20 protein-coding genes are annotated in these 24,298 nt (G+C 51.9%); 7 read left to right on the top strand and 13 right to left on the bottom strand.

Going from position 1 to position 24,298, the window contains the following annotated elements; translation table 11 throughout:
* Positions 1–16: 16 nt before the first annotated feature.
* The 3 genes from GRF59_RS29495 to GRF59_RS23000 are packed head-to-tail and all read left to right on the top strand — an operon-like array spanning position 17 to position 4,013.
* Positions 17–412: a hypothetical protein gene (locus tag GRF59_RS29495; protein WP_202128815.1), complete on the top strand. Its 396-nt coding sequence runs from the start codon at positions 17–19 to the stop codon at positions 410–412.
* A 9-nt stretch (positions 413–421) separates the two neighbouring features.
* Positions 422–2,182: an ABC transporter ATP-binding protein gene (locus GRF59_RS23005; protein ID WP_160500051.1), complete on the top strand. Its 1,761-nt coding sequence runs from the start codon at positions 422–424 to the stop codon at positions 2,180–2,182.
* The gene (locus tag GRF59_RS23000) at positions 2,166–4,013 is read left to right on the top strand and encodes an ABC transporter ATP-binding protein (RefSeq protein WP_423802977.1); all 1,848 of its coding nucleotides are present in this window, start codon (positions 2,166–2,168) and stop codon (positions 4,011–4,013) included. The genes GRF59_RS23005 and GRF59_RS23000 overlap by 17 nt, the downstream gene beginning before the upstream one ends.
* Positions 4,014–4,215: 202 nt before the next feature.
* Here the strand turns inward: GRF59_RS23000 and GRF59_RS22995 are convergent, their stop codons facing one another.
* From GRF59_RS22995 to GRF59_RS22985, 3 genes are all read right to left on the bottom strand, one after another.
* Positions 4,216–5,181 carry an alpha/beta hydrolase gene (locus tag GRF59_RS22995; protein ID WP_160500049.1) on the bottom strand — a complete coding sequence of 322 codons (966 nt, stop codon included), beginning with the start codon at positions 5,179–5,181 and terminating at the stop codon, positions 4,216–4,218.
* A gap of 177 nt (positions 5,182–5,358) precedes the next feature.
* Entirely contained in the window at positions 5,359–5,799 is a 441-nt protein-coding gene (locus GRF59_RS22990) for a hypothetical protein (protein ID WP_160500048.1), read from the bottom strand.
* 13 nt (positions 5,800–5,812) lie between these two features.
* Complete coding sequence (locus GRF59_RS22985; protein WP_160500047.1) at positions 5,813–6,364, bottom strand: NAD(P)H-dependent oxidoreductase; 552 nt, start codon at positions 6,362–6,364, stop codon at positions 5,813–5,815.
* A gap of 181 nt (positions 6,365–6,545) precedes the next feature.
* Here GRF59_RS22985 and GRF59_RS22980 point away from each other — a divergent pair, with 181 nt between their 5' ends.
* Both GRF59_RS22980 and GRF59_RS22975 read left to right on the top strand, forming a co-directional pair.
* Complete coding sequence (locus tag GRF59_RS22980) at positions 6,546–7,181, top strand: HlyD family secretion protein (RefSeq protein ID WP_160500046.1); 636 nt, start codon at positions 6,546–6,548, stop codon at positions 7,179–7,181.
* A gap of 19 nt (positions 7,182–7,200) precedes the next feature.
* Entirely contained in the window at positions 7,201–8,742 is a 1,542-nt protein-coding gene (locus GRF59_RS22975; RefSeq protein WP_160500045.1) for a DHA2 family efflux MFS transporter permease subunit, read from the top strand.
* Positions 8,743–8,844: 102 nt separating this feature from the next.
* On the opposite strand, the gene GRF59_RS22970 is transcribed toward GRF59_RS22975, so the two are convergent.
* The gene (locus GRF59_RS22970) at positions 8,845–10,110 is read right to left on the bottom strand and encodes an alkaline phosphatase (RefSeq protein WP_160500044.1); all 1,266 of its coding nucleotides are present in this window, start codon (positions 10,108–10,110) and stop codon (positions 8,845–8,847) included.
* Between the two features lie 330 nt (positions 10,111–10,440).
* Between GRF59_RS22970 and fumC the strand changes: the two genes are divergently transcribed.
* On the top strand, positions 10,441–11,832 hold the full coding sequence (fumC, locus tag GRF59_RS22965) for a class II fumarate hydratase (RefSeq protein ID WP_160500043.1): 1,392 nt from the start codon (positions 10,441–10,443) through the stop codon (positions 11,830–11,832).
* A 251-nt stretch (positions 11,833–12,083) separates the two neighbouring features.
* Here the strand turns inward: fumC and GRF59_RS29490 are convergent, their stop codons facing one another.
* The 5 genes from GRF59_RS29490 to GRF59_RS22945 form a co-directional block, all read right to left on the bottom strand.
* Complete coding sequence (locus tag GRF59_RS29490; RefSeq protein ID WP_341480125.1) at positions 12,084–12,242, bottom strand: hypothetical protein; 159 nt, start codon at positions 12,240–12,242, stop codon at positions 12,084–12,086.
* Between the two features lie 244 nt (positions 12,243–12,486).
* On the bottom strand, positions 12,487–14,241 hold the full coding sequence (gene cydC, locus GRF59_RS22960) for a thiol reductant ABC exporter subunit CydC (RefSeq protein WP_160500042.1): 1,755 nt from the start codon (positions 14,239–14,241) through the stop codon (positions 12,487–12,489).
* Entirely contained in the window at positions 14,242–15,978 is a 1,737-nt protein-coding gene (gene cydD, locus GRF59_RS22955; protein ID WP_160500041.1) for a thiol reductant ABC exporter subunit CydD, read from the bottom strand.
* The gene (gene cydB / locus GRF59_RS22950; RefSeq protein ID WP_160500040.1) at positions 15,978–16,994 is read right to left on the bottom strand and encodes a cytochrome d ubiquinol oxidase subunit II; all 1,017 of its coding nucleotides are present in this window, start codon (positions 16,992–16,994) and stop codon (positions 15,978–15,980) included. The genes cydD and cydB overlap by 1 nt, the downstream gene beginning before the upstream one ends.
* Positions 16,981–18,387 carry a cytochrome ubiquinol oxidase subunit I gene (locus tag GRF59_RS22945; RefSeq protein ID WP_160500039.1) on the bottom strand — a complete coding sequence of 469 codons (1,407 nt, stop codon included), beginning with the start codon at positions 18,385–18,387 and terminating at the stop codon, positions 16,981–16,983. Before GRF59_RS22945 ends, cydB begins: the two co-directional genes overlap by 14 nt.
* 438 nt (positions 18,388–18,825) lie before the next feature.
* Here GRF59_RS22945 and GRF59_RS22940 point away from each other — a divergent pair, with 438 nt between their 5' ends.
* Positions 18,826–20,520 (top strand): methyl-accepting chemotaxis protein, encoded by a 1,695-nt coding sequence (locus GRF59_RS22940; RefSeq protein ID WP_160500038.1) that lies wholly within the window; start codon positions 18,826–18,828, stop codon positions 20,518–20,520.
* Between the two features lie 131 nt (positions 20,521–20,651).
* On the opposite strand, the gene GRF59_RS22935 is transcribed toward GRF59_RS22940, so the two are convergent.
* The 4 genes from GRF59_RS22935 to GRF59_RS22920 all read right to left on the bottom strand — a co-directional run bounded on the left by GRF59_RS22935 (position 20,652) and on the right by GRF59_RS22920 (position 24,291).
* Positions 20,652–21,137, bottom strand: a complete 486-nt coding sequence (locus tag GRF59_RS22935) for a hypothetical protein (RefSeq protein WP_160500037.1) — start codon at positions 21,135–21,137, stop codon at positions 20,652–20,654.
* 122 nt (positions 21,138–21,259) lie between these two features.
* On the bottom strand, positions 21,260–22,912 hold the full coding sequence (locus GRF59_RS22930; protein ID WP_160500036.1) for a hypothetical protein: 1,653 nt from the start codon (positions 22,910–22,912) through the stop codon (positions 21,260–21,262).
* A 3-nt stretch (positions 22,913–22,915) separates the two neighbouring features.
* Positions 22,916–23,659, bottom strand: a complete 744-nt coding sequence (locus GRF59_RS22925) for an ABC transporter ATP-binding protein (RefSeq protein WP_160500035.1) — start codon at positions 23,657–23,659, stop codon at positions 22,916–22,918.
* A gap of 314 nt (positions 23,660–23,973) precedes the next feature.
* On the bottom strand, positions 23,974–24,291 hold the full coding sequence (locus tag GRF59_RS22920; protein ID WP_160500034.1) for a cupin domain-containing protein: 318 nt from the start codon (positions 24,289–24,291) through the stop codon (positions 23,974–23,976).
* Positions 24,292–24,298 lie beyond the last annotated feature (7 nt).

Here is a 24,298-nt window from a genome sequence, read left to right as displayed (position 1 = left end):
GGATGATTCTAAAGATATGAAGCCAGGAACAAGCGATGGTAAGGAGGATCATGGAGGACATGGAGGACGCCGCGGCGGACACGGAAGACATGACCATGGCGGACGGGGACGAAGAGACGGTGGCTGCGAGGAAGAGCAAGCGCGCAATTTCCAAAGTGCCCAGACATTCCGTCGTGGACGCGTGCTCATGTTTCTGGAGCGCCTGCAGGTGCAGCGGAACACGCTGATGCAGCAGCTCACCCAGCCGGAATTTCAATCGATAGCGCCCATCATAACCGGTGAACTGAAGGCCGTAGACCAAGTGATGCAGGATTACATTCACACGTTTGAACTTCGGGAAATTGAAACCACCGCCGCAAAAGACACATCCACCTCTCCCCACTCTGCTTCAGACCAACAAGATACGGAGTGAGGAAAGAATATGTGGAAACTGAGATCATACCTGAGTCCCTACAAAACCTCCGTCATACTGGCTCCATTGTTTATGGTGCTGGAGGTAAGCATGGATTTATGGCTTCCTGCCTTGATGGCAAGCATCGTGAATAATGGAATTATTGCAGGCGATCTGGCTTATATTCAGCGAACAGGACTTCTGATGCTTGGCGTTGCCTTCATCGGTCTGCTCGGCGGGGTAGGCTGTACAATCTTTTCAAGCTACGCGTCCCAAAATGTCAGCATGGACTTGAGAAACAGCTTGTTCACCAAAATTCAAACCTTTTCTTTTCGCAATATCGATGAGCTAAAGACCGGTTCGCTGATTACAAGGCTGACGAATGATGTTGTACAAGTACAGACTTTTGTTCAAATGATGCTGCGGAGCATCCGTTCGCCGCTGCTATTTATCGGCAGTTTTATCATGGCTCTCGTGATGAGTCCGCGTCTGTCATTGATTTTACTCATAGCGATACCGCTGTTATTTGTATTTCTGATGATGCTCATCCGACGGTCCTTCCCTTTGTTCACGAAGGTGCAGGCCATGCTGGATGGCGTGAATAGTGTGCTGCAGGAAAATTTGTCCGGCATTCGTGTCGTAAAGGCTTTTGTGCGTTCCGATTATGAGCGCGAACGTTTCGCCGAAGCCAATCAGGCCTACACCGGCGTCGCCATCAAGGCAACTCGGCTGCTGGCATTGAACATGCCGGTGATGACACTAATCCTTAACTTGAGTATCGTCGCTGTACTTTGGTTTGGGGGCAAGCTCACTTTAGGCGGTTCTCTCTCCTCAGGGGAGTTGATCGCATTTATCAACTATGTGACCCAGCTGCTGTTCGCCATGCTGATGATCACCAACATTCTGACCTTCATCTCGCGTGCCAAAGTATCCGCCGACCGGATTCAGGAAGTCTTCGATACCGAGCCGGAAATCCATGATCCTGATCCGGCAGACAGCCGTGAACAGCGGACTTCATGGTCCGGAGAGGTTGAATTCCATGATGTTTCCTTTGACTACGGAGGGCAGCATGAACACAATGCAAGAGAACTCATCCTGAAAAACATCAGTTTCAAGGCGAAGCCCGGTCAGACAACCGCCATCTTGGGCGAAACCGGGTCGGGCAAGTCCTCTCTCGTCCATCTGATTCCACGCCTTTATGAGGCGACAAGCGGTCAGGTCCGCATTGACGGCCATGACGTACGCGATATTCCGATGGATGAGCTGCGCGGGATGATCGGCATGACGCTGCAGCAATCGGTTCTGTTCAGCGGCAAAATTATCGATAACATCCGATACGGCCGTCCCGATGCCTCTTATGAAGAGGTTGTCCAGGCAGCCCAGGCAGCCCAGGCCCATGAATTCATCATGCAAACGCCGGAAGGTTACGATACCGTGATCGGGCAGAAGGGCGTGAACCTGTCCGGCGGTCAGAAGCAGCGCATATCCATCGCCCGTGCCCTGCTGATCCGGCCGCGAATCCTGATACTTGACGACAGTACCAGCGCTGTTGATGTTGGAACAGAATCCCGCATCCAGCTCGCACTCAAAGAATTGGTTCAGAACAGTACGAGCATTATCATTGCCCAGCGGATCTCTTCTGTTATGGAAGCCGATCAGATTCTTGTGCTCGATAACGGCACCATCGCTGCACAAGGAACGCATAAGGAGCTGCTTCAAGCCAGCGAAATCTATCAGGATATTTATCGTTCGCAGCGGAAGGAGGATCATGCACATGCCGCAACCAACTAAGCCCGGAATGTCCGCCGGGGGCGGAGCGCCTCCCATGATGGGGCGGGGACCGGGGGGACCCGGCCCTATGATCATGAACAAAGCCAAGCCCAAACAGGCGTCCGCTACGCTGAAACGGTTATGGTCATATTTGAACCGGCAGCGCTGGGGACTGATTACCGTATATGTTTCCACCATTCTGAGCTCTATCATCGCTCTGATTGGTCCCTTTCTGATCGGGAAGGCGATTGACCAGTTTATTATGCCGGATAAGCATGAGGGTTTCTTGTCCCTGTGCCTGCTCATGATCGGTATCTATGTGCTGGGAAGTCTTGTTTCCTGGGTTCAGGTATATGTCATGACCGGTGTCTCACAGCGCACCGTATTAGAGCTGCGGCATGATCTGTTTGATAAGTATCAGCAGCTGCCGCTGCGGTTCTTCGACACCCATAACACGGGGGAGCTAATGAGCAGGACGACCAATGACATTGAGAATGTATCCAACTCCCTCAATCAAAGCGTCACGCAGTTGTTGAACAGCCTGATTATGCTCGCCGGTTCTCTGACCATTATGCTGAGGCTGAATCTCAGCCTTACCCTGGTCAGCATGATCAGCATTCCCCTCGTCCTGCTGGCAACCCGGAAGATTACCGGTGTGACCCGCAAATATTTCAAATCGCAGCAGCAGCATTTGGGCGAACTGAACGGCTTTATCGAGGAAACGGTCAGCGGCCAGAAAATCGTCAAGCTGTTCCGGCGCGAGCCCGTTGTTATGCAGCAGTTCCAGAACATCAACCGCAATCTGAACCGCATCGGCATCAAAGCGCAAATTGTTTCCGGCTTGGTCGGTCCGGTCATGAACATGGTGAACAATGTAAGCTTTGCCCTCATCGCTGCCGTAGGCGGCTGGATGGCGTTCAATGGACATACAAGCGTCGGCATTATCGTTAGTTTCCTCAATTACTCCAAGCAGTTTGGGCGGCCGATTACGGAGCTTGCCAATCAGTTTAACCTGATGCAGTCTGCCATTGCAGGGGCCGAGCGGGTGTTCGAAGTGTTTGATTTGAAAACCGAATACGAAGATCAAAGCCCCCATGCCAAGGAGCTTGATGATGTTCGCGGACGCGTTGAATTTCGACAGGTATCCTTTGGCTACAATCCGGACAATCCCGTTCTGAAGCAGGTCTCTATCGAAGCTGAGCCGGGGGACATGATTGCCCTTGTCGGACCGACAGGTGCCGGTAAGACGACGATCGTCAACCTGCTGACCCGTTTCTATGAGATTGATGATGGTGACATCTCGATCGATGGCAGAAGCATCAAGGAAATGGATAAGAACAGCCTTCGCTCCAAGGTGGGGATTGTGCTTCAGGATGCTTATGTGTTCTCGGACAGCATCCGGGAGAACATTCGGTTCGGCAGGCTCGATGCGTCCGATGAAGAAGTGGAGACAGCTGCAAGACTTGCGAATGCGGATCGCTTTATTACCCGTCTCCCGGAGGGTTACGACACCATTTTGGCTGCAGAAGGCAGCAATATCAGCCACGGGCAGCGTCAGCTTCTGACCATTGCCCGCGCAATTCTCGCCGATCCGGCGATCCTCATTCTGGACGAGGCGACCAGCAGCGTGGATACCCGTACAGAAATGCATGTCCAGGAGGCGATGAAGACGCTCATGAAGGGTCGGACCAGCTTTGTCATTGCCCACCGTCTGAGCACGATACAAGATGCAGACCGCATCCTCTTCATCCGTGACGGCAGCATCGCCGAACAGGGTAGCCATCATGAACTGCTGGAAGCCAAGAGTTACTATTACGAGCTGTATTCCAGCCAATTTCAGCGGGCGATATGACCCGTTTGAAATTCATAACGAACAAACCGGCATGCTGCTGAGAGCAGTGCCGGTTTTTTTTATTATATTCTTTTCCGCAAATGTTCCAGAACCGAATCCGTCCCATCAGCTCCGCCTTAAGCGATGAGCTTGCGGCATATTATCTGATACAGACTCCGTTAATCCGCTTGCCTTCTGCTCAGAATTGACGAACGTTTCTTCCTCAGACCGCAGGGTGATTCCCGGCCTTTTCCGTAGCTGGTACCATATAACGGCCGATAAAGCGGCTTATACGATCCCTGTACTCTTTTTTATCTACAAAATACGCATTGGCATGCACGGCGCCCGCCACCACATACAGCTCATGCTCTCCTCCTGCCGCGGCCGCTAGCCGATGCACCATCTCGTAAGGCACGAAGGTATCCTGATCCCCATGTATAAACAGGACGGGCAGATGCGTCTTGGCCACCTGTTTCAGTGCCGTTCCTTCGCCAAAAAAGTACCCGGCACGCAGCTTGCATACGAGACTGGTTATGGGGAGCAATGGAAATGGGGGCAGCCTATACATTTGCTTGAGTTGATGCGTCAGAATATCCTTTACGGATGTGTACGCGCAATCCGACACGATGCATTTCACCTGCTCCGGCAACTTTTCCCCGCTCGTCATCAGCACCGTAGCACCGCCCATCGATACGCCATGCAGCATCAGCTGCATCTCCTTGCCGCTCCGCTTCAATAGATAACCGATCCACTGCATGACGTCCCGGCGGTCAGGCCAACCAAATCCTATGTAGTCGCCTCCGCTTTCTCCATGACCCCGGTTATCCGGCATAAGCACATGGAAGCCCATTTCGTGGTAAAGTTTGGCGAATGCACCCATTTCCTTGCCCTGACTGGAGTAACCGTGTACCAGGATAACCGTCCGCTCCGACGGATGATCAGCCGGAATATAGTAGCCCGTTAAAGGAAGTCCGTCCTCGGATTGAAGATGGAGCATTTCAAGCGGCTGGCTGCTCAGCCATTCCTCCTCTTGCTCCCAAGGGTGATCCAATTTAATCAATGCCGGATCTTCCTCCAAAAATTCCTTTTTGCTGCGTCGTATCCCGACATGATAGAAGTACAAGCTGGCTCCCAAAAGCACCAGCACAATGAAGATCAAACATACAATTACCGTTATTGCTGCCGTCATGATTTCCTCCCGCTGCCCGCTGATTCAGGCCATGGTAACTATACCTTAAAAATAACATTCGCCGCATGCCGGTGACAATGAAATGTTCCGCAGTAAAAAAAGAAAAACAGCCGCCGGCTGTAAGATCCCCGGCAAGGCTGCTTTTCGTTGCATCGCGTATCAAGTTTCGAGAGCTTCTCACTTCTTTTGGTCCCGCATCATGGCACGAAGCGCTTCCCTGTAAGCATCGTCAGAGCTGGAATCCGGCTGCTTTGCAGCCGGAGGCAGGCTTTGTTCTTCCTGCGGCCCGTGGCCCGCGAATTTCCGGAGGGCTTCACGGTAGGCGCGGTCTCCTTCACTGGCTGACCGGTGCGCTTCGGCTTCGGCTTCCATGATCGCAGTTTGATTTGACACTTCGGGCACAACCGCTCTCTGCTCTTCTTCCACCCTTACTTCAGCCGTGGCTGCAGGTATAGGAGATTCAGCAGGCGGGACTGCCGGAGTAGCGGGTGCTGCGGGCGGAGCTGGAGGCTCCTCCCTGGCTTCCCGGCGCTGTCCGGATTTTTTCGTTAAACGGGAGTTATACACGAAAAGAAAAATAAGCGCCACAATGGCCAATACAACAAAAGCAATTACCATATAGCACTCACCCCTACCTTGCTGCAGAAGCAACCAGCTGCCTGGTTACCTCCGCTACCCGTCTTCCCAGGGCCCGACCCAGAATCAAGTCGTTTTCACTTGGCAGATTCTTCGGGTCATCTTCCGACAGTTCCACGGGACAGGTTACCCCAACGCCGTAATACGATCCGTACAGCGCATTCTCCGGAATATTGCCGGGAAGGCCGACAATAATCATGCCGTTATGGAGCATCGGAGTAATCAGGTTGATCATGGTAGACTCCAAGCCGCCGTGAACGGTAGCCGTCGTACAGAATACGCCTCCTACTTTTCCAACCAGTTTGCCTTGAGCCCACAAATATCCCAGACGGTCAATCCAGGTTTTGAGGCCGGCGCTGATCGTACCGAAATGACCCGGGCAGCCCCAAATAATCGCATCCATATCCTCCAGCTTATAAATATCGGCATCATTGACATGGGCAATCTCGGCTTCCGCCCCTTCCACCCCGGAGACTCCTTCCATCACGGATCGGGCAAGCGCCTCGGTATGCCCATTCTCACTATCGTAAATCACATATATTTTCATGCGGAATGTCCCCTTTTCCATGCTTTGATTTCTTATTTATCCCCAGAAGCTCTATGTTTATCCACGGGCTTCCTCAGATGTCATGCTGAAATCAACGCGGCTGAATACAAATTCCGCATTTAGGGGATGCTCTTTCGTAATTGGCTAAAGATAGCAACCATTTAGGAGGAGACAACACGTTATGAATTCACGCGCACTTCTTGTCAATGTACTCGTCGTCATTATTGTGCTCGGACTGGGCGGAGCGGCGATCTACTATTACAATCAAACATCCAGTTACGTCAAAACGGATAATGCTCAGGTTACGGGGCAAGCCGTGTCCATCACCGCGCCTGCCGCAGGAAAGCTGGACAGCTGGAACGGCCAGGTCGGCCAATACTTCAAAACCGGCGACGTGATCGGGAGCGTAGCGGCACAGGGAACACGTCTTGATGTCACGGTTCCCCTCAGCTCCACGATCGTTCAGCAGAACGCCATCCCCCATTCCTATGTGGCACCTGGCACTTCCCTGGCCAGAGGCTATAATCTGAACAATCTGTGGATTTCGGCGAATATCGAGGAGACTAAACTGGATAAAATCAAAGTCGGGCAGACGGTCGATGTGTACGTAGATGCTTTTCCGGATACGACGCTTACCGGCAAAATAGATCAGATCGGCTTGGCCACCGCCTCCACCTTCTCCATGTTTCCAAGCACGAACTCTAATGCCAACTACACCAAAGTGACGCAGGTCGTACCCATTATCATCACAATTGAGGGCTACAAAGGTCTCGGAATTGTCCCTGGCATGAACGCAACCGTCCGAATTCACATTTAGCGAGGGGGCAGGTCTTGCCATGGAAAAAGAATTTCATATGGGACGCACGCTTACGGTGCTGCTGCTTGGAGCGTTCATCTCCATTCTGAACCAGACGCTGCTGAATGTTGCCATCCCCCATCTGATGAATGAATTCAACGTATCTGCCACGACCGTTCAGTGGTTATCCACTGCCTATATGCTGGTGAACGGCGTACTGGTGCCAGTTACGGCATTTTTGATTAATTCGTACGGTACGCGGGCGCTCTTCATGTCGGCCATGGGGCTGTTCACCGCGGGTGCCGTTCTCTGCTCACTTAGTAATTCCTTTGTACTGATGCTCATTGGACGGATTATCCAAGCCAGTGGCGCAGGAATCATTATGCCCGTGGTGATGAACGTATTCCTAACGGTTTTCCCGCCCGAAAAAAGGGGGACCGCAATGGGCACGATGGGCATCGCCATGATGTTTGCACCCGCACTTGGTCCGACACTGTCAGGCTGGATTGTAGAGCATTACACCTGGCGCATTCTCTTCATCATGGTCATTCCGCTGGCGCTGCTGGATATTCTCTTTGCCTTCAGGTGGCTGACCAACGTCAATAAACTCACCAAGCCGAAGTTCGATTTCTGGGGCGTGGTGTTCTCAACGCTTGGGTTCGGTATTCTGCTGTACGGCTTCAGCTCCGCTGGAGACAAGGGCTGGGAAAGCGTCACCGTACTCGGCTCCCTCTTTGTCGGCGCGATCTTCATCATGCTGTTCATTCTGAGGGAGCTGAGGATGGAAGTACCGATGCTGGAGTTCCGGGTATTCAAATACGATATTTTTACGGTCTCCACGATAGTCGGCGGGCTCGTTAACATGGCCATGTTCGGGGCAATGCTGCTGCTGCCGATCTATTTGCAGAACATTCGCGGATTTACGCCTTTGCAGTCCGGCCTGCTCCTTCTGCCGGGTGCTTTGCTAATGGGTGTCATGTCACCGATCTCCGGCGCAATCTTCGATAAAATCGGAGCGCGGCCGCTCGCGATTGTTGGCCTGTTCATCACCGCCGTGATGACTTTTGAGTTCAGCAAGCTGACCTCAGACACCTCCTTCTCGCATCTGATGGTTATGTACACCGTACGGAGTTTCGGCATGTCACTGATCATGATGTCTGTGCAGACCGAGGGCCTGAACCAGCTGCCGCCGCAGCTTGGCGCTCACGGCACGGCGATGTCCAACACCATGAGGCAGGTGGCCGGCTCGATTGGAACAGCGCTGCTCGTTACGGTTATGTCGACCCGTTCTACGCTACATATTACCGATGCTGCCAACCACTATACCTCGGATAACCCGTTTGTCAGCGAGGATTTGGCGGCGCTCGGGCAGAGCGTAGCCGCCTCAGCGGGCGTTCCGGTAGAAACAGGCTACAGTCTGGCTTTACAAAGCGTATTCGGAATCGTCTCTGAAAAAGGTACCATCGAGGGGATCAACGATGCCTTCATCGTGGCAACCTGGATTGCCATCATTGCTTTGCTCCTGTCCTTCTTCCTGCGCAGAGCACGCAAGCCGGCGAGGAAACCGAAACACGCCAAGTAGCTGGGCACCATGCACAAAAGGCCGCTTATCCCTGATCTAGGTCAGGGATAAGCGGCTTATTTTCATACGAGCTATAAGGATCGTTCGCTGTCATTGAGAGGATTATTTCTTAAGACCCCATGCCTTGAGGATCGCATCATGCACATAGGTGTTCTCATGTACGCCGGTGAAAAGCTCCGCACCGCTTCCCATCGCTGTCAGCGGGATATCGACTCCAGTATGCCCTGAAGTCGTCCAGTCCACATAAAACTGCTCCTTGGAGCCGAAGATGCTGAACGGTCCGTCCTCCTTCGAGATACCGTCGCCCGACTCGTCCTTATCATCCACGCCCTCGAGCGTAAAACCGCCGGTTTCGTGGTCAGCCAACACCAATACAAGCGTGTCCGGATGCTTCTTCGCGAATTCTTTGGCCACGCCCACGGCCTTATCCAGCTCTTGTCCGGCCTTAATCGTCAGCTTCGCGTTGTTTTCGTGCGCCATTTCATCGGTTCCTTCCTCTTCAACCATCAGGAAAAAGCCTTTTTTGTTTGTGGACAGGGTATCCAGCGCCTTTTGGGTCATATCTTTCAACGGCACGACCGGATTGTACACGTCCCCTTCTCCTTCAGGCTTCTGTTGGAACATTTCTTCATTGGCGAATAATCCGAGAATCTTGCCGTTCTTCGCTTGCTTCAGTTCTTCCTTGCTGGTTACATATTGATAGCCAAGTTTTTTGGCATGATCGACAAGATTTCCTTCGGTTCCCTTGCTTTCCTCTGTGGGGTCCTCCGCAGGATGATCCGCGAATTTACCCGGGTTGCCCGCAGGATACCAGAAGTCTTCGCCCCCGCCGAGCAGCACGTCCACCTTGCTGTTATCCAAATATTGCTTGGCGATTTTACTTTGCTGCGATCGATCCTCGACATGGGAACCGAATACGGCCGGCGTTGCATCCGTAATCTGGCTTGTCGTCACCAGACCCGTAGACTTGCCGAGTCCCTTTGCCACTTCAAGCACGGTTTTAACGGGCTTTTTATTCACATCGACGCCTACGGCGCCGTTATACGTCTTAACACCGCTGGCAATGGCGGTTCCTGCGGCTGCCGAATCGGTTACAGCGGTTGTGGAATGCGTGCGGAGGAATGCGGAATAAGGCATATCATCCATCTGTAGCTTGCCGTTTAATCCTACCGTATTCAAGCGAATGGCATCTCGCTGCGCCGTACCCATACCATCCCCGACAAACAGGATGACATTCTTCGCTTTGGTCGTCGCTTTCGCAGATGCTGCAGTTCCTTTCGCCTCTGCGAGCCCTCCGGAAATGACCAGACTTGCTGCCGCCGTCAGACACAATGCTGCTTGCACGATACCCCGTTTTTTCGTTCTCATCACAATTCCTCCTTCAAATGAATGATTCTTAAGGCAAGTATAGGAGGAAACTGTTAAACAAAATGCTAATAAATGTTAATTCTATGTATAATTCCTGGACACGCCAATAGTAGAATGAGAAAAAGTATATAAATTGAAAGAAAGCCAGGTTTGCTTTATTTCATTTTATATCGATAAATTGAAAGAAAGTTAGGTTTGCTTTATTTCATTTTATATAGAAGGAAGATTATGATATATTTCATAACAGGTGGGTCCATTGCAATACGCATGTTTTGGGGATGGACTTCAGAATTGAATATGAACACACGTGTGGTGAAGGAGGAAATGCAATTGGAATTCAGAATTGAAAAAGACACCATTGGTGAAATTAAGGTTCCTGCGGACAAGCTGTGGGCAGCCCAAACGCAGCGGAGCTTTGAAAATTTCAAAATCGGCACAGAGAAAATGCCGCTGGAACTGATCCGCGAATTTGCGATCCTGAAAAAGAGTGCAGCTCTCGCTAATAAAGAGCTAGGCAAGCTAAATGCCGAAAAATCCGATGCAATCGTGGCGGCAGCCGATGAGGTCATTGCAGGCAAGCTGAACGAGCACTTCCCGCTGGCTGTATGGCAAACCGGTAGCGGCACCCAGTCGAATATGAACGTAAATGAGGTTATCGCGAACCGCGCCAACCAGATGCTGCAGGAAAAAGGCAGCGAGCAGCGCATTCATCCGAACGATGACGTCAACAAATCGCAAAGCTCGAATGACACGTTCCCGACGGCTATGCATATCGCAGCGCTTGTTGCGGTTGAGGATCAAGTTCTCCCTGCGATCGCCATGCTGAAAGAAACGTTCCGCACGAAAAGCGAAGAGTACATGGATATCATCAAGATCGGCAGAACGCATCTGCAGGATGCGACTCCGCTTACCCTAGGCCAAGAAATCAGCGGCTGGCACCGCATGCTGGAGAAAAGCGAAGGCATGATCCGCACCAGCATCGAGTCCTTGCGCGAACTGGCAATCGGCGGTACGGCCGTAGGCACTGGCATCAACGCGCATCCGAAATTCGGAGACATGACGGCTGCCAACATCAGCCAACTGACAGGCAAAACCTTCACCTCCGCCGCGAACAAATTCCATGCGCTGACAAGCCATGATGAGCTCGTGTATGTCCATGGTGCGCTGAAAGCGCTTGCCGCGGATCTCATGAAAATCGCCAACGATGTGCGCTGGCTGGCAAGCGGTCCACGCTGCGGCATCGGCGAACTGGTCATTCCGGCGAACGAGCCAGGCAGCTCTATTATGCCAGGTAAAGTAAATCCAACCCAAAGCGAAGCATTGACAATGGTCGTGTGCCAAGTGATGGGTAACGATGCAGCCATCGGATTTGCGGCTAGCCAAGGCAATTTCGAACTGAACGTGTTCAAACCGGTCATCATCTTCAACTTCCTGCAATCGGCACGTTTGCTGGCTGATGCGATGGTATCCTTCAACGACCACTGCGCCGTAGGTATTGAGCCTAATCGCGCCGTGATCGATCGCAACCTGAATCAATCGCTGATGCTGGTTACGGCACTTAACCCGCATATCGGTTACGAAAATGCCGCAGCGGTTGCCAAACTTGCTCATAAGGAAGGTCTGACGCTCAAAGAAGCAGCCTTGAAGAGCAACCTGCTGACCGAGGAGCAATTTGATGCAGTCGTGCGTCCGGAGCAAATGATTCATCCGAAAGAAGACTAATTTATAGCAGCAGAGCAGCCTGTCCGGTTTTGGACGGGCTGCTCTTTTGTATGCGGTTTTGGAATTATATCGAATTGGCTCTGCTCTTTAAAGAAAATAATTCGAGCACAATGGCATATGCCTTCGCTGCCGTGTGCTTGTTCATCCTATGCTTCATAAAAAACAGGGTGCCCATGAAGAAACATGGTGCACCCTGTATTCCTTACTCTTGAATGAACCGGAAGCTTCCTGCCGCCAGTCCCTCCAAAACACTACTCTTGATTCTTCGATTGCTGCTTGCCGAACGCTTCCTTCGCGTCCTGCACCATCTCATCGGCAAATTCTTCTCTTTGCTTGTCCGGTACCGGCATTTTGTTCAGCTTCGTGGTCTGCACCTCAGCTTTGCTAGGCTCCTGGGAATTGTTGCTCACCTGTGCTTGCACCCCTTTCAGTTACCAATGAATTGCCAACTTGCCCATATGTAGGATGCAGCGGTGCGCTGCGTTTTATGCATCTTTGGGGAGATTGCCATAAGCTCAGATGCAAATATCAGCATGGGACGGCAGGTTCGGATTCCGATCAGATTCAATGATGCAGCTATGCATTCGACATTCCTTACCCATCAAAAAAGGAGCCGCGCCGCTTCTTAGCTGCGTGACTCCTAATATCCTCTCTTCACTTCGCCATAAGCGCCTCCGGACGGTCGAGCCGGTACAAATTGCGGTACCGCTCGGACGATATCATCAGCTCCGTGTGTGAACCCCTCATCTCGATGCGTCCGTTTTCCATGAAAATAATCTCATCCATATGCTCGGCGCCTACCAGATGGTGCGTTACCCAGATCAGGGATTTGCCCTTCATCGTATCCAGAATGGTGGCCAGTAGGTCATTCTCCGTACGCGGGTCCAATCCGACGGTCGGCTCATCAAGAACGACAACAGGATTATTCTGCAGCAGCACCCTCGCCAGCGCGATCCGCTGGCGCTCGCCACCCGAGAATCGCTGACCGGTCTCGTGCATCGGCGTTTTGTAGCCAAGCGGCAGCGACTCGATCAACCGGTCCAGCTTCACCTGTGCGGCTGCACGCCGGATATCCTCGTCCTCGGCCTCGCGGTCGCCGAGACGGATATTGTTCGCCACGGTAGTGTCGAACAGATGAGGGCTTTGATTCAATACGGACACGACCTGCGGCATACGTTCACCAATCTCAAACGCATCCGTGCCGTTCAGGCTGACGCTGCCTGACGTAGGAACCAGGGCGCCTTCGATCAGCTTCAACAGCGTCGATTTCCCCGCCCCGCTGCGGCCGATGATGGCAATTCGCTTGCCCTGCGGCAAATCAAGGGTAACATCCTGCAGCGACCAGGGAGAAGCTTCATCATAGCGGAAGCTGGCATGTTGCACCTTCAGGTGGACATCCGATGCTGCCAGTTGGCGGACTTCCTCAATCGGAACGCCGGCGCGTCCACTCTCACCCGCTGACTGTTCAATCTCACCGAGGCGCTTTAGCGAACTCTGGTAGCTTGGAACCTTCTCTATCGCGTCCGATACCGGCATAAACGCATCCATGATCGGAAACACCACCAGCACGAAGGCTGCGATAAGCGTGGCCGGAATATGCCCGCCGGCATATTCGCGGGCCGCCCACACGGTCATCGTGATGACGCTGAGGCCAATCACGACCTGCCCGATCAGCTGACGCCAACGTGCCCAGCTCTTCAGTTGGCGGTTCACTCGCTCAGCCTCCCGCTCATCCGCGTCATACGCTGCGAGAAACTGCGCTTGCCTTCCACTGATAACCCAGTCGCTCATGCCAAGCACGGCATCGGTCAGCTTGATGTACAGGCTGCTGCGCTGCTGTTTGGCAAGGCGGCTTTTCGCTTTGGTAATTAACAGCGACACCCATGGGAGCACGGCGACAAGGATGAAGATATACAGGGCCATGAACAGCGCAAACCGGAGATCAAACCAACCCAGTGCAACGATCGAGGCGATGTACATGACGAAGGCAACTACGCTCGGGAAGACGGTTCTCAAATACACGTCCTGCAAGTATTGAATGTCATCCGACAGGACGCCAAGCATATCTCCGGTACGGAACCGCGAAGATATGAACAGAGCCTGCGGCTCCAGAATCCGGTACAGTCTGGTGCGCATCAGCGATACGATCCGAAGCACCGCATCATGGCTGACCAAACGTTCCACATAGTGAACGACAGCACGCCCGATCCCGAAAGTACGAACAAGAACGATCGGCACATACACCATCAGGATATTTTCCGGGCGCAGCGCCGCCTTGGAGATCAGGAAGCCCGAAGTGAACATCAGCATCGAAGCCGTCAGGAGCGTAAGGCAGCCCAGCGCAATGATCATCAGAAAACGGCCCCAGTACGTGCGAATATAAGGCAACAGCCATCCTTCTTCTCTCACTTACGCTCCCTCCAGTTGCGATTGAATCAGCTCATAGTAGGCACCCTTACGGGCAATCAATTCCTCGTGAGTGCCGGTTTCCGCCACCCGTCCGTGCTCCAGCACGATAATCAGATCCATGTCCGGCATCCAGTGCAGGCGATGCGTCGCCAGAAATACCAGCTTCTCCTCGAACAGCCGCAGCATCGTTTGCTTCAGTTCATATTCGGTCTCGATATCCAGATGGGCCGTCGGCTCATCCAGCAGCATCACGGGGCGATCGCTGAGGAAGGCCCGGGCCAGCGCCACGCGCTGCTCCTGCCCGCCGCTCAGCTGGCGGCCCCCGCCGCCAATCATTTCTTCCGCACCATGCGGCAGGCTGCTGACCAGCTCCGTCAGCCCTGCGGCCGCCACGGCCTGCTCTACTTCCAAAGCTCCCGCATCCGGTGCATAGAACCGGATATTATCGGCCAGCGTGCTGCTAAAAATATACGGATGCTGCGGGATGTAAGTCGTCAGCTGTCTCCAGGCGTCCGTCGTAAGCGAACTTAGAATCTGGCCGTCCAGATCAACGGTCCCTTCCGACGGCTTCAGAAATCCGCCCAACACGTCTATAAGGGTGGATTTGCCGGCGCCGCTTGCGCCGATGATGCCGATTTTACCCATGCCGTGAATATCCAGGGTAACCTCATCCAACGAATGGGGCCCCTCCTGCTTATGCTGTATGCCAACCCCGGACAGTGCCAGGCTGCTGTCATGCGACCAGTTCAGTTTTTTCTCTTCCTGACCGGCATCTTGAGCAGCCGACTCCTGACTCAGAGGTTCATCGATGATCAGCTGCATCGCCGCGCCGGCTTCCTTCCCATCCAGCGTCGCATGAAAGTCTGCACCGACCATACGGACGGGAAGGAAATATTCCGGAGCCAGGATCAGCACGGTCAACCCGGTTACCAATGCCAGATCGCCATTTACGAGCCGCAAACCAAGGCCTACGGCCACAACGGCAACCGATAGCATCGTAAAGAAATCCAGCGCGAACGAGGACAGAAAGGCCACGCGCAGCGTGCGCATGGTCGCAGATCTGTAACGGTCGCTCACCCGGGCGATCGTATCGCCGTGCGAGCGGCTCTGCCCCAGCAGCTTCAGCGTTTCCAAGCCTCGCAGCGAATCCACGAAGTGGTTCGAGAGCGTGCGGTACGTATCCAGCTGCTTCTCCGTATGCTTGCGGGCGGCAAGCCCGATTAAGATCATAAATACGATCAGAATCGGCATCGACAGAATCAGAATAATCCCGGACGTGATATCCTGCATGAAAATGTACGCCAGAATGACCCAGGGAATGATCGACATGCCCGCCATCCGCGGTACGATCAGTTCCAGATAGTTACGAAACTTCGCTGTACCTTCCATAACAAGCGTTACCAGATTTCCCGTTCCTTCCTGCTTGGCGAACCGGGGGCCGAGCTGGAACAGTTTCTCCATGACCTGCTTACGCAGGCTGCCTCCCGTCCGCTCCGCAAAGGCGTAGCTGATTTTTTGCTGAATGAAGTTCATGATGTGCCGGATCAGGAAAGCACCGAGAAACATCATGAATTTAGTGTACTGCGTATGAAGCGGTTCACCGGCAAAGAGGGCGGAGAGAACCTCCGCCAGCCATCTTGCCAGCAGAACGATCGATACGCTTTGAACCAGCGTGAGCAGCAGTACGATGGCAAGTGTTGGCTTTATCCCTTTGTAGCCTAGTAAATTCCGATCCATTAATACTCCAGATGCTTCTCGTGAACCCGTTTATGAAAGACGAAGTAGCTCCAGATCTGATAACCAAGCACGAAAGGCAGCAGGGATAAAGCCACGATGGTCATCACTTTAAGCGAGTAATGTCCGGATGCCGCGTTGGTTAAGGTCAGGTTGAAGGCCGCATCAATCGAGCTGACCATCACGTTCGGGAAGAGCCCGATGAAGAAGAAAGCAATCGTCAGCGCGATCACCGCGCCGGTCATACCGAAGGCCCAGCCGTCCTTTTTCTTGCCGGAGAAGAACGCCGCCAGTCCGAAAGCGATGAGCATAAGGACGATGACAACCGCCAAAATACCGCCCCGAACCTCAAAAACATTCGTATTGAAATACGTCAGGGTCAGGAATGCCACAACCAGCACCGCCAGCGGCACCATCAGATTTCGCGCCATCTTGCGTGCTCGGTCGTGCAGATCGCCGCTTACCCGCAGCGTTGCGAACAGAAGTCCATGCACGAGGCAGAGCATTACCATCGTCAGACCGCCAACCACCGAATAGACATTGACGATATCACCGAAGAACGAAGCTTTCATTTCCATCGCCTGATCGATCGGCAACCCTTGGATCAAGTCCGAGAACACCACGCCCAGCAGTAGTGGTGGCAGCAGGCTGCCAGTAAATATAATGACGTCCCAGGTTTTTTTCCAAGACTGTTTTTCGACCTTACCCCGGTATTCAAAAGCAACCCCGCGCCCGATCAGCGCCAGCAGCAGGAGCACAAGCGGGGTGTAAAATCCGCTGAACAGCGTGGCATACCAGTTCGGAAAGGCCGCGAACATCGCGCCCCCCGCCGTCAGGAGCCATACCTCATTACCGTCCCAAAAAGGTCCGATGGAGTTGATGAGCAAGCGTCGTTCGCCATCCGTTTTGGCCAGGATGCCCGTAGACATCCCGACGCCAAAATCGAAGCCTTCCAGGAAGAAAAAGCCTGTGAACAAAACAGCGACCAGCAAAAACCAAAGTTCATTAAGAGATAGCATGATGGTATCCCTCCTTATCGAATGGATCATGGGATTCTTCATTGACGGGCTTAACTTCGTAAGGGCCCTTTTTAATGGTACGAATGAACAGATACACCATAACGGTTCCCAAAATCGCATAAGCTCCTACGAAAGCAATGATGGAGAACAGCACCTGTCCGGCAGTTACGCTTGGCGAAACGCTGTCCGCCGTGGTCATGAGACCGAACACGGTCCATGGCTGACGCCCCATTTCGGTCATGAGCCAGCCGGATGTATTGGCAATGACCGGAAGCGATATGCTGAACAGCATAATCCGGTAAAACCATTTATTTTTGTTTTCGAGCTTTTTACGCGCTGCCAGATACACGCCATACAAACTGAACAAGATCATCAACGAGCCCGCAGCCACCATGAGGCGGAAGCTCCAGAATGTCGTGCGGACAGGTGGAATGTAGTCGCCAGGGCCGTATTTTTGCTCGTACTCGGCTTGCAGTTCCTTCATGCCCTTCACTTCGCCGGAGAACTTACTGTACGACAGGAAGCTGAGCAGATATGGAATCTGGAACTCGCCCGAATTTTTTTGGTTTTTCGTATCGATAAATGCCGTAACCGTCCAGGCCGCGGGATCGCCGCTGTTTTCCCATAATGCTTCGGTGGCGGCCATTTTCATCGGTTGTGTTTTAACGAGATATTGCGCCTGTTGGTGACCCACAAGAGCTACGCCAATGGATGTCACTAGCCCAACGATAACGGCAATCGTGAATGATTTTTTGAAAAAAGAAACATCCTGTTTCTTCAGCAGTTTATATGCGCTCACGCCTCCCATCAGAAACGCTCCCGTCAGGAAGGCACCCAGAATGGTGTGCGGGAATTCCAGCAGCAGCTGGCCGTTGGTGATGAGTGCCAGGAAGTCATTCATTTCCGCGCGTCCATTATTTAGAGTGAAACCGACCGGTCTTTGCATAAAAGAGTTCGCAGCCAGAATCCAGAAGGCCGACATCACGGTGCCGATGGCAACCAGCCAGATGCAAGCCGCGTGGACCTTTTTGGACAAACGATCCCAGCCAAAAATCCACAGTCCGATAAACGTAGATTCCAGGAAGAAGGCAAGCAGCGCTTCGACCGCCAGTGGCGCTCCGAATACATCACCGACGAATCGGGAATAATCCGACCAGTTCATGCCAAATTGAAACTCCTGAAGAATACCCGTAACCACGCCGATAGCGAAGTTGATCAGAAACAGCTTACCCCAGAACTTGGCCATCGCTTTGTATTCTTCTTTGCCTTTAACGACATACATCGTTTCCATGATGGCGATCAGTAAAGCGAGTCCGATCGACACGGGTACAAAGAAAAAGTGAAAAATCGTCGTTGCCGCATACTGGATCCGAGACAGCATCAATACATCCATTTTTCTTCCCTCTTTCCAAAGTTATTCTTAGAACCCCGTACTTCCCGGATTCGTGAACACATATGATTTGTTTGCTTTCGGATTGTGCAAAAACCGATTCCAATGCTTGTAGTGATTCCTGCAAATCCTTTTCATGTATGTATTCTGGCAGACGAACGATGCTTTCAATGTGATAAATGTCACATTCTCCGGTCCAAAAATAAGTTAATGTGAATTATGTCACAAAATATTAAAAATTTTAGGCAATACCCCTCGCCGGCTTATGAATTGACATACATATCCACTCCAGTACTCCGGTGCAGCCCATGATTCATTACCCAAAATCATCGCAATGATTACCAAAATCTCCCTAGATCCATCAAAAACTCTTTCCTGCGGCATTACTCCCTGAAAAGGATTTTGCAAAAACTCAATATCGGTAAATGGAGGTTCATGTGAATGAAACTGGCTCAAAAAATCACATTGGCAATGCTCTCCCTGCTCTTCATCATGGGCATGTCGGTAGGACTATTCGGATTTCGAATGGCATACCGTCAGGTAGACGAGTCCGCAGGCATCGAGCTGGTGGGCTGCGCCAACATCACGACCGGACTCGTCGATCCGGCAGAAATCGAGGCGCTCTCAAGCGGGAATGCCGCTGACCGTGACAAGGTGGAGAACACCATCGACTGGATTACCTCGCACAAGCCTATCTTTAAGGAAGCTTTTATCATCGCAATGGACGGCACTATTTTAGCAGCAGACAGCAAGCTCCAAAAAAGAGGTTATGAAGCAGGAAGCCATTTTTATCTTAATGCCGCAGATGCACAAATGTTGCGAACCATGAAGCATCCCTTATACTCGCAGGTTTATACATACGACGGGGCCCGGCTCAAAACGGGTTATGCACCTATTTTTCAAGAGAATGATCCCACCAAGGATATCGTCGGCTTGATGGCAGTCAATTTCGACGCTTCCATCATTCAAGAGCGCACGTTGGAGATGATCGTCAAGCCGTATGCCCTGGGAGCTGCCATGCTGCTCGCTACCGCAGTCGTCATTTATTTCATGGTCAGCCGTATGGTCAGACCTCTCACCATACTCACCCGGAGGGTAGAGCTTGTAGCTGCCGGAGACATGACGCTTGGTCCGCTCTCCTTCACCAAACGCGATGAAATCGGCCGGCTCGCACGAAGTTTCGATCAGATGACGCAAAACTTAAAAAATATCATTACGGAAGTTCGGGAAACCTCCCGGCATGTCTCGGCGTCGGCGCAGCAGTTATCCGCGAGCGCCACACAGACCGGCGAAGCGGGAGAACATACGGTGCTTGTGACAACAGAGCTTGCTGAAGGCGCCGATATGCAGCTTCATATTCTTGGCAGGGGGTCCGCGCTGGTGCAGGATATGTCCCTGTTTATCCGCAATATATCCATGAATGCGGAGCAGGCTCTGCTCTCCGCCAGCGGCAACCTCAAGAAGGCACGCGACGGTTGCATCGCGATGGAGAATACTGCGAATCAGATGGGTCTGGTCAATGAGGCTTTCGCGGAGCTGGCGCAAACGATACAGCAGCTGACCAGTCACTCCCATGAGATCAAAAACGTGCTCGATATCATCTCGGACATCGCCAAGGAGACGCATCTGCTTGCCCTGAATGCCGCCATAGAGGCCGCACGGGCCGGGGAAGAAGGACGTGGATTCGCGATTGTGGCAGACTCCGTACGCAAGCTGGCAGGACGATCCGCAAGCTCCGTGGAGCGAATTGAGGGCATGATACTCAGAACACTGGATATGATGGAAACAGCGGGAACCAGCATGGAACAAACCGCCCTTCAGATTGTGCAGGGCAGTGAGCTCATCTCATCCGCCGGAACCTCCTTCAGCGAGATCGAGCATTCCGCGAGCCTCATTGCCGAGCAAAGCGAATATATCTCTGCTTCCGTTCACAAGCTGTCAGAGAGTTCTGCTCAGCTCGTATCCTCCATTCAAACCATTGTGGATGTCGCCAACCAGAACAATGACAGCGCACAAACCATGTCGGCAGCCTCCCAGCAGCAGCTGGCTGCCATGGAGGAGGTAGACTCTTCCGCCCATTTTCTCTCTACTCTATCCGAGAAGCTTCAGCATTTGATTGAGAAGTTCAAACTATAGACTTTCAAATAAACCACAAAACAAAAGGGACTGTTCCGAGCCGTAATTCAGCCCGGTAGCAGTCCCTTAAAACATGTTCAATTGATCTTCTATATCTTCACCCTGCGACGGGTGCTTTTCGCTCGTTCATGCTAGTCCCTTGATACATAATACTTGTTGGTCATGTACCAGGCATCGCCTTTGTCGGTCGACACTCTGCCCTTCTTCTTGTCCAAAAACACGATCTCCTTACATTTGGAACAATACCATTTCGTCGTGTAGTATTGGGAAAAGGTCGTGTAGGTGGTACCGCACTTGCAGTCGACTTTAAAGTACACACGGTTCTCTTCATACGCTTTGGAAAGCTGATCGGCATTATCCGGTTCTGTGATCGGGTTGCCTACAGGCTTGAGCACTTCAGCGTAATTGGAGAAACGGTTATGCACTTTAAAATCCGCAACCAGCTCTGGATTCAGGCCGAAAAACTCCTTGCCAATAGCTGTGATGAATTTCGCATCGGTACGATAGCACTCGATCCATTCCTGAATTTGCTTATTCGATAAAGGTACAGTTCCTTTAATGCCACTATTCAAGGTGTAGGTCATGATGGTCAAATTCTCATTGTCTTCATAGAACATTAATTCAGAAACCTCCTTATGATTTCATCTATTAATGTACTACTTCTTTGGGACATAATCAAAGTGTGAAATATAGGCAGTAAAGTGCAAAGAATATTCCTGCCCGGGAGATAGCGCATTTTTCACGCATTGGATAACGAGCTTGCAGGCACCTTGCGGAAAGTCAGCTTCCAGGCGATGAAGTTGGAGACCAGAAGTATGAGCATCCACAAGTACTCCCCATATGGTAAAAATCTAAAGCCCAAATGGGCACCCGCGAATACTCCTAGCAACACTATCAACCCCAGAATGACGAATCCGTTGCCGGATTGCGTGTTCTGAAAGGGCAGCGAGAACGGAAGCTCTTTTTCGAGAATCAGAAAGCTGAGAACGGTGTACAGCAAAATGCCCAGCAAAATAACGATGACGTCCGGAATAATTCTCGCACCGAAAATAATTATAAAAATAACAGTTTGAATAGCGAACACCGGAGCAAACAACCTAATGATCATCGCCTTAAGCGTACCCTTATAAATCGAAGCCGTATCCGTCAGCGGCGCCGCCCCATAGATCCATGCCCCTTTGTAGTTACCCGAGAACTTCAGCATCATGATGATGGTCGGAATCATCAGTGCGCAGAAATACAAGAACAAAAAACCGCTTCCCGTTCTCATCGCAGCAAATCCGCCTTCCAAGCGCAGCATGTTAAACATAAAAATAAACGGAAAGATCATCGAGAAACCCAGCTGCGGATAAACCTTCAGCTTAAAATCGCGCTCCCGCCCCATCATATCCCAGGCAAACCGGAAAAAAATTCTCTCCACCGATCCCCGGCACAAAAGCCTCCCGAACCTTTCTCCGAGCCGAATCCGATTCGTTTTACCTCGAGCCTGATGGCTGGCAAGCTTTTGCAAATTCCGTTCGAAGGAAGGCATCAGCAGGGTATAGATCCATATGGCCGCCAGCGGTCCAATAATGGATAGAACCGAAAAGATGACGATAAACACTTCCCGGCTGCTGCCCAGCAGCCACTCGAACGGTGAAGCGAACCAGGTCGGGAAAATGAAAATCTCCCACCATTTTGCCGAAAATGTGACCTTCAAATCCATCAGATTAAATAACCGGGAGATAAATTGGTAGCCGACAGTCATTGCGATGGTGAGTCCGATCTGGACGTAATTGATGATGTCCTTCAGCTTCTCTCCGTCGAAGAATCGCAGGACCAGCCAGTACAGCGCCGCGGTCAACACGACGATAAAAATATCCATCAGAATGATTTCAAGAAGGAACAGCAGGAAAAATAGGATACCCTGCCTGAACAGTCCGACCACAAGCGGAATGACGGTCAATGATCCGGTCAACAGCAGCAGGTAAATCATCACATGCAGCATCTTCGCCATATTGATCGTTTTGCGCTGAACCGGCTTGGAAAATAGAATGTTGCGGTCGCGCACATCCAGCATCACCGAGGAAAAGTCGGAAATCATCGAAGTGGTAACCATGAACATCAAAATGCCGAACACCAGGCTCATCTGAAACATGAAGTTCATCTTCATGGCAACGAATGGCACCAACACAATGCTGAGAACCACATAAATCCATAATGATTTGATGAACTGGTTGGACTGCGTGGCGGGATCGGCGTTTTTGGACTTCTGAATGATCGTAGGCGCGCGACGCCCGTCCATCAGCAGCTTGATCTCCAAAATTTTGCGCATCATGACATAATCGACGCCGGACTTTTCGAACACGCCGCGCAGCGGGTCGAGGATCTTAAGCCATTTCATCGTATCCATAGGCTACACCTCTTGGACGATCGACACGAACGACGCCGCTACGTCCCTATATTCATGGAATCCCGTCAGGTCATTAAATATTTGCTCCAGAGAACGCTCATGCGACTGCTCGCGCAGCTCCTCGAAGCTGCCGTCGGCGACGATCTGCCCGCCGTTCAACAACAGAATGCGGCTGCTGATCTTCTCCACGACGTCCATGATATGCGATGAGTAAAAGATCGTTTTGCCCGCGGCCGCAAGCTCCGCCAGGATTTCCTTCACGATCATGACGCTGTTGGCATCCAGGCCGCTGAGCGGCTCGTCCAGGAACAGAATGTCCGGATTATGCAGCAGGCTGGAGATGAGCAGCACCTTCTGCCGCATGCCTTTGCTGAATGACGAAATCCGGTCGAAATAGACCTCTTCCATGCCGAATTTCCCCATCAGCCGTCTCGCCTTATGGTTCGCCTGCCGCTGGGTAAGCCCATACAACTCGCCTACGAACCCCAGATACTCCTGTGCGGTCAGACTGTCGTACAGCTCCGCCACTTCAGGCACATAACCGATGCGCCGCTTGTATTCAATATTCCCATCTGCGATGTCCCTGCCAAAAATACTCACTTCTCCTTGGTAGCCATCCACGAGACCGAGCATAATCTTGACCGTCGTGCTTTTGCCGGCGCCGTTCGGACCGATATATCCAATAATTTGGCCCTCATACACATCCAAATCGATGCCCTGCAAAATTGGCTTGATTCCATAACTCATTCTCAAATTGCGGATAGATATTACGCGTTCCTTAGAATTTCCCGCTGTTTCTATCAATTCGCATCTCTCCCTTGGGCACTGCCTATGTATTTGTAGTAATATTCCTCTTTCCAAATACTAACATAATTTCTAGCACGGCAGTATTTTCATATATACATTCAAAGAAAATAAAAAAACGTCCATCGACGTCATTTCCCTGAAAAAAGGCCATTATTAGAATCATTTCTTGCGATACCAGGATGCGCCTCTTCGGAGTTAATACGTTTTGACATCTTAAAAAGGAGTCCCTCCCGGGACTCCTTCCTTACGTATGTTTAGCTACGGATCAAGTCCTCGCGCAGCGGTGTGAAGCAGTCAAGCAGCGCGCTTGGTACAAGCGCCTTGGCTCCATGTCTCGCTCCGCCTGGAATGACGATGGTCTCACCTGCGGAAATAACGGTCTTCTCCCCCTCAATGGTGAATTCAACCTGCCCCTTCAGGCAGTAGGACATCTGCTCATGCGGATGCGAGTGCTCGTAGCCCTCGGCTCCCTCCTCGAAATGAACCTCCATCATCATCAGCGAAGCCCCCGGCGGCATAATTTTGCGAATCACACCGGGTTCAGCATCTTCCCATTTTCCGATATTGCCCATTCTGATC

It is taken from the genome of Paenibacillus dendrobii (assembly GCF_009807035.1).
GTDB classification, from domain to species: domain Bacteria; phylum Bacillota; class Bacilli; order Paenibacillales; family Paenibacillaceae; genus Paenibacillus_AQ; species Paenibacillus_AQ dendrobii.
This window is presented reverse-complemented; position numbering and strand designations above follow the sequence as displayed.